The sequence below is a fragment of the Streptomyces sp. NPDC056361 genome (assembly GCF_042262805.1).
Taxonomy (GTDB): domain Bacteria; phylum Actinomycetota; class Actinomycetes; order Streptomycetales; family Streptomycetaceae; genus Streptomyces.
Map to the genome: position 1 here is coordinate 1 of NZ_JBHJQI010000243.1, position 6926 is coordinate 6926.

4 protein-coding genes are annotated in these 6926 nt (G+C 74.1%); 2 read left to right on the top strand and 2 right to left on the bottom strand.

Annotated elements, in window-relative coordinates; translation table 11 throughout:
• Window positions 1–197: 197 nt before the first annotated feature.
• A complete protein-coding gene (locus tag ACFCY7_RS39045; RefSeq protein ID WP_376490838.1) occupies window positions 198–2693 on the top strand; it encodes a WD40 repeat domain-containing protein in 2496 nt (831 codons plus the stop codon).
• Window positions 2694–2804: 111 nt separating this feature from the next.
• Here the strand turns inward: ACFCY7_RS39045 and ACFCY7_RS39050 are convergent, their stop codons facing one another.
• Together ACFCY7_RS39050 and ACFCY7_RS39055 are read right to left on the bottom strand one after the other, a co-directional pair.
• The gene (locus tag ACFCY7_RS39050; protein WP_376490839.1) at window positions 2805–4019 is read right to left on the bottom strand and encodes an acyl-CoA dehydrogenase family protein; all 1215 of its coding nucleotides are present in this window, start codon (window positions 4017–4019) and stop codon (window positions 2805–2807) included.
• Between the two features lie 6 nt (window positions 4020–4025).
• Entirely contained in the window at window positions 4026–5048 is a 1023-nt protein-coding gene (locus tag ACFCY7_RS39055; RefSeq protein WP_376490840.1) for a phosphotransferase family protein, read from the bottom strand.
• A gap of 130 nt (window positions 5049–5178) precedes the next feature.
• Between ACFCY7_RS39055 and ACFCY7_RS39060 the strand changes: the two genes are divergently transcribed.
• Entirely contained in the window at window positions 5179–6690 is a 1512-nt protein-coding gene (locus ACFCY7_RS39060) for an enolase C-terminal domain-like protein (RefSeq protein WP_376490841.1), read from the top strand.
• Window positions 6691–6926 lie beyond the last annotated feature (236 nt).

A 6926-nucleotide genomic window follows, 5' to 3' on the forward strand; every position in this document is an offset into this window, starting at 1 on the left:
CCGGTGTGTACAATCGTCCCTCCCCCGGACTTCGTCGGGGGGGACCCCCCGGGGGGGAGGGGTGGGCACACGGGACGGCGCCCTCGGCGGCGCCCCCGCCCTCTGCGCCTGAACCCGCACCCACCCCCGCCCCGACGTCCACCCCCACCCCCACCCCCGCCTTCACCTGGGAGGACATCGCCTGGCTGCTCGCCACCGTGGGCGAGCACCTCGTCGAGGAACTGGACACCGACGGGCGCTCGGTCTACCGGCTGTACCACCAGGCGTACGCCGACGCCCTCCGCACCACACTCGACCCCGGCGCACGCAGCCGCGTCGCACACGCGCTCGCCGCACTCGTCCCCGAGGCCCCGCACGGACGGGACTGGGCGGCGGCACCCCCGTACGTACGCCGCCACCTCGCCGAGCACGCGGAGGGGACGGAGCTGCTCGACGTGCTGGCCCTCGACGCCGAGTACCTGCTGACCGCCTCGGTCTCCGCCCTCCAGCGGGTCCTGAACCGGGCGGAGACGGAGCGGGGCCGCGCCGCCGCGCGGGCGGTCGGGCACTGCACCGCCCTGCTGCGCGCGCCCATCGACGAGGGAACCCGCGCCGCCCAACTGCGGCTCTCCGCCTTCCAGTCCGGCGCCGAGGAGCTGGCCGGAGCCGTACGCCGCCGGTACCCGCGGCTGCCCTGGGACACCGAATGGGCGGAGGTCGCCCCGGTGCCGTACACCACGCTCGGCACCTTCGCGGGGGGCGTGCGCGGCGCCGCCGTCGTCCCCGTGCACGGCCGGCCCGCCCTGGTGACCGCCGAGCGCGACGGACCCGTACGGGCCTGGGACGCCGAGGGCGGCGAACTCGTCGCCGAGCTCCCCACCGACCTCGGCCGGATCACCTCCGTGCACGGCTGCCCCACCCGGCCCTGGGTCGCCCTGCGGACCGCCGACCGGATCTGGGTGTGGGACGTGGAGAGCAGCGACCTGATCGGCGCCGTGGCCGCGCTGCCCCACACGGTGGACTGCGCCGTGACCGACGTCGGCGGGGAGTGCCTGGTCGTCGCGCTCGACCTGTACGGGACGGTCACCCTCGCCACCGCCTCGGGCGAGGCTCCGCCGCTCACCCTGCGGGCCGCCCGCCGCCGAGCGCTCCTGTGGCGCCCCTTCGACGGCGACCGGCTGGCCGTCGCGCACCACGAAGGGCGGCTCCGGGTGGCCGTGACCCGCGTCCACCGGTGGACGGAGCGGGGGCGCAGGGCCCGCCTCACGGTCTGGGACCTCACGGGCGGTTCCGCCCCGTCCGGCGACTCCGCGGGCACCCTGACCGTCGAGCGGAAGCTGCACCGCACCCTGCGCGGCCGTGACGTCGAGGCCCTCGCGCTCCACCTGGGCACGGCCGCCGTGGCCACCCATCTCACCGTGACCGGGCCCCTGGTGGGGACCTGGTCCACCACCCGGTCCGACGGCCTCCGGGTCGTCGAGTGGTCCGGGCACCCCCACGGCTCCGCCCTGCTCATCACCCCGGCCTCCGGTCCGGGCGCCGAAGCCGGGCCGGTGTGCCTCTCGGCGACCACGTACGCCGTGACCGCCAGGTCCGCCGACGGCACCGTCCTCGGCAGGACCCGCACCGACGCGCCGGTGTCCCGCCTCCTCCCGGCCGGCCGGGGACCGGACGGGCTCCGGCTGGTCTCCCTGGGCGCGGACTCCTGGTCCGCCAAGGGGTGGCGCCTCGGCCCGCCGCCCGAGCAGGGCGAGACCGCCGACGATCCCGCGATGACCGTCGGGACCGGGACGCACTCCGGCCGGCCCGTCGTGGTCGTCCAGGACGCCGACGGCGCCCGCCTCCTGGACGGTGCGAGCGGCGCCGTACTGGACCGCATGGAGGAGCGGGACGACGGCCCGGCCATCGACACCCACCCGGGTGCCCCGGTCGTCCTCCGGGACCGGCTCGTGAACAAGCGGAGGAAGCGGCGGCAGCAGGTCGGGACGCGGCTCTGGTCGATCGGGCCGCCCGTCTCCTTCCCCAGGACGCGCGGACTGGTCCGGGCCTGCCCCGTACCGGGCGCCGGAGAGCCCCGCTACGTCGCCTGCTTCGGCCACTACGAGATGGGCAGGCACTACATAGCCCTGCACACACCCGACGGCCGGGTGAAAGAGCCCGTGGACATCGACCTGAACGACGTCCGCTCGATGCGGCTGGTGCCGGACGGCGCCCGGGTCCTCGCCGTCGTCGTCGGGCGGCGCCACGAGTTCGACGGCAGCACGGAGGAAGCGCCGCCGCCCGAGCCCTACCTGTCGGTGCGTTCGGTTCCTGACGACACGGTCCGGTTCGCCATGCGGCTGACCTCGGCGGACATCGTCCACGACCTGGGCCGCTGGCCGCAGGGCCCCGCCCTCGGGTACGTCACGAGCGACGGCGAACTCGCGGTCCGCACCCGGTTCCCCGCCTCGTTCGGCGGGCGGCCCGACAAGCCGGACCTCGTCCCGCGCCCCGACCGGGTCCGCGTCACCGCGCTCCGGCTGCAGACCAGGAACTGCCGCCCCACGGTCCTGACCGCCGGTGCCGACGGCGGCCTGACGCTGTTCGCCGCCGACACCACCGAGGTCCTGCACCGCGTCCACCTGGGCGGCGAGATCCTGGGCATGGAGTGGATCGACGACGAACGGCTCTGCGTCCACACCGCGACGGGCATCCTCTGCCTGCGGCTGGGCTGACGTCCGACCCGCGTCACAGGTACTTGTTCAGGCGTCCCGACCCGTTCTACGGGTCTTCTCCAGACGCCCCGACCCGCCTCACGGGTACTGCTTCGGACGCTGTGACCCGCCCTACAGGTACTGCTTCAGCTCCCGGCGCGCCAGCGACCGCTGGTGGACCTCGTCCGGTCCGTCCGCGAGCTTCAGCGTCCGCGCCGCCGCCCACAGTTCGGCCAGCGGGAAGTCCTGGGACACGCCGCCGGCCCCGTGCGCCTGCACGGCCTTGTCGATGATGTCGACGACCGCGCGCGGAGTCGCGATCTTGATCGCCTGGATCTCGGTGTGCGCGCCCCGGTTGCCGACGGTGTCCATGAGCCAGGCCGTCTTCAGGACGAGGAGCCGCAGCTGCTCGATCGTCACCCGGGCGTCCGCGATCCAGTTCTGGACGACGCCCTGCTGGGCGAGGGCCTTGCCGAAGGCCGTACGGGAGACGGCACGGCGGCACATCAGCTCGACGGCCCGCTCCGCCATGCCGATCAGGCGCATGCAGTGGTGGATGCGGCCGGGGCCGAGACGGGCCTGGGCGATGGCGAAGCCGTCGCCCTCCGCGCCGATGAGGTGCGAGGCGGGGACGCGGACGCCGTCGAACACGACCTCGGCGTGGCCGCCGTGGGAGTGGTCCTCGTACCCGTACACCTGCATCGCGCGCCGCACCTCGACGCCGGGGGTGTCGCGGGGCACGAGGATCATCGACTGCTGCCGGCGGATGTCGGTGCCGTCGGGGTCCGTCTTGCCCATGACGATGAAGATCCGGCAGTCGGGGTTCATGGCCCCGGAGATGTACCACTTGCGCCCGTCGACGACGTACTCGTCGCCGTCCCGTCGGATGCGGGTCTCGATGTTCGTGGCGTCCGACGAGGCGACCTCCGGCTCGGTCATCGCGAAGGCGGAGCGGATCTCGCCCGACAGCAGCGGCTCCAGCCACTGCTTCTTCTGCGCCTCGTCGCCGAACTGGGCGAGCAGCTCCATGTTCCCGGTGTCGGGGGCCGCGCAGTTGAGGGCCGTCGGGGCGAGGTGCGGGCTGCGGCCGGTGATCTCGGCGAGCGGCGCGTACTGGAGGTTCGTCAGCCCGGCCCCGTACTCGGCGTCCGGCAGGAAGAGGTTCCACAGCCCCTGCCGCTTGGCCTCGGCCTTCAGCTCCTCCACGACCTGCGGGGTGTCCCAGGGGGAGGCGAGCCGGGCCCGCTGCTCCTCGGCGACGGCCTCCGCCGGGTACACGTGCTCGTCCATGAAGGCGAGCAGCCTCGTCCGCAGTTCCTCGGTGCGGGCGTCGTACGCGAAGTCCATGGCGGATCAGCCTTCCTGAAGGGTCGTGAGGCCGTGCTCGATGAACACGGGGACGAGTTCGCCGATGCGGTCGAAGCCGGCGCCGACCGTCTGTCCGAGGGTGTAGCGGTAGTGGATGCCTTCCAGGATCACGGCGAGCTTGAACCAGGCGAAGGCCGTGTACCAGGCGAGGGCGGACGTGTCGCGCCCCGAGCGGGCCGCGTAGCGCTCGACCAGCTCGGCGGCGGTCGGATGCCCGGCGGCCGTCGCGGTGGTGGAGAGCGGGGAGCCGGGCAGGTCGAGCGGCGTGCTGTACATGACGAGGAGACCGAGGTCGGTCAGCGGGTCGCCGAGCGTGGACATCTCCCAGTCCAGAACGGCTCGGATGCGGTCGTCCTCGCCGATGAGGACGTTGTCGAGCCGGTAGTCGCCGTGGATCACGGTGGGCGGCGGGGAGGCGGGCAGCGCGCGGCCGAGCGCGGCGTGCAGCTCGTCGATGCCGGGCAGCTCCCGCCCGCGCGACGCGTCCAGCTGCTTGCCCCACCGGCGCAGCTGCCGGTCGAGGAAACCCTCCGGGCGGCCGAAGTCCCCGAGTCCGACCGCCGCCGGGTCCACCGCGTGCAGGTCGACGAGCGTGTCGACGAGACCGAGCACGGCGGCGCGCGTGCGCTCGGGACCGAGCGGCGCGAGTTCGCGGGCCGAGCGGTACGGCGTCCCGTCCGCGAACTCCATCACGTAGAACGGAGCCCCGAGCACCGACTCGTCCTCGCAGAGCACCACCGCCGTGGGGACCGGCACCCCGGTCCCGGCCAGCGCACTGATCACCCGGTGCTCGCGCCGCATGTCGTGCGCCGTCGCCAGCACGTGCCCGAGCGGCGGCCTGCGCACGACCCAGCGCCCGCTCCCGTCGCTCACCACGTACGTCAGGTTCGACCGGCCCCCCTCGATCAACCGCGCTTCGAGGGGGCCGGCGACCAGACCGGGACGCTCCCGGTCGAGAAACCGGCGCAGCTGCTCCGGGTCGAGTCCTGGCAGCGGGTCGGAACTCATGCGTGCATACCTCCGGGTCGGCTTCGGACGCGCTCATCATGACCGACCAGTCGGTATGTCGTCCAGAGGTGCGACGCGAAAGAGCCCTCACCCCTTGGCCCTCGATCCCATCCCTGAATACAGTTCACATATGGATTCGAAGCTGATCGTCGACCACGTCCGGCTCACCCCGATCCTCATCTCCGACCCACCCCTCCTCAACCTCCAGGGCGTCCACCAGCCCTACACCCCCCGCCTCGTCGTCGAAGTCACCACCCGCGCAGGCGTCACCGGCCTCGGCGAAACCTACGGCGACCACGTCTACCTGAACCTCGCCCAACCCCTCGCCGAAGCCCTCCCCGGCAGGTCGGTCACGGACGTGAACGACCTGTTCGCTCTGGCGGAGATCGTCTGCGCGGCGGCGGAGAAGGCGGCGGGGGAGGGGGCGGCGACGGCGACGGCGGGGGAGAGGGCGGGCGGGCCGTCACCGGCGGGTGGTGCGTCGGCAGGGACCGCCGGAGGGCCATGGCCCGCGGCCGAAGCGCGGTCAGGGGTCGGCGGAGGACCATGGCCCGCGACCGGAGCGCGGTCAGGGGTCGGCGGAGGACCATGGCCCGCGGCCGGAGCACTGTCAGGGGTCCGCGGAGGCCCGTCGCCCGCCGCGGACGCGGGAGTCGACGCCGGAGGCCTGCGCGGCGTCCGGACCGCCGCCAAACTCCGCCTCTCCGTCGTCTCCGCCTTCGAGACCGCCTGCCTCGACGCCCTCGGCAAGACCCTCGGCCTGCCCGTCCACGCCCTGCTCGGCGGCAAGGTCCGCGACTCCGTCGAGTACAGCGCCTACCTCTTCCACCGCTGGGCCGCCCACCCCGGCGCCGCCCCCACGGACGACTGGGGCGCGGCCCTCGACCCGGCGGGCGTCGTCGCCCAGGCGCGCCGCTTCGACCGCCTCCACGGCTTCCGCTCCTTCAAACTCAAAGGCGGGGTCTTCGAACCCGAACGCGAGATCGCCGCGATCCGCGCCCTCGCCGAGGCCTTCCCCGGCCGCCCGCTCCGCCTCGACCCCAACGGCGCCTGGTCCGTCGAGACCTCACTCGCCGTCGCGCGCGAACTGGGGGACGTCCTGGAGTACTTGGAGGACCCGTCGAGCGGCACCGACGCCATGGCCCGCATCGCGGCCCGCACCGACGTACCGCTCGCCACCAACATGTGCGTCACCACGTTCGAGGAGATCCCCGACGCCTTCGCGAAGGGCGCGGTACGCATCGTCCTCGCCGACCACCACTACTGGGGCGGCCTCCACCGCACCCGCGAACTGGCCGCCCTCTGCCGCACCTACGGCATCGGCCTCTCCATGCACTCCAACACCCACCTCGGCATCAGCCTCGCCGCCATGACCCACGTCGCCGCCACCCTCCCCGACCTCCACCACGCCTGCGACACCCACTACCCCTGGCAGACCGAAGACGTCATCACCCCCCGCCCCGCCTTCCGCTCCGGCCACTTCCCCGTCCCCGACACCCCCGGCCTCGGCATCCACCTCGACCGCCCCGCCCTCGCCGCCCTCCACCACCGCTGGCTCACCGACGACGGCACCCACCACAACCGCGACGACACCACCGCCATGCGCTCCGCCAACCCCACCTGGACCCAAGGCCACTGGTAACCCCCCTACGAACTTCCGCCCCAGCCCCCGCCACCCGCCGTGAGGGCCCGCCCGACGAGCGGGCCGCGCCCGCCCCCCGTGGGCCCGCACCGCCGCCGAGCCTGCCGCCCACCCCCGCTTGGGGCCGCGCCTGCCGTGGCCCCCGTCGCCCCCCGCCCCGTGTGGGCAATCGTCCCTCCCCCAGACTTCGTCCGGGGGGACCCCCAGGGCGGGACGGGTGGGCACACGGGACGGCG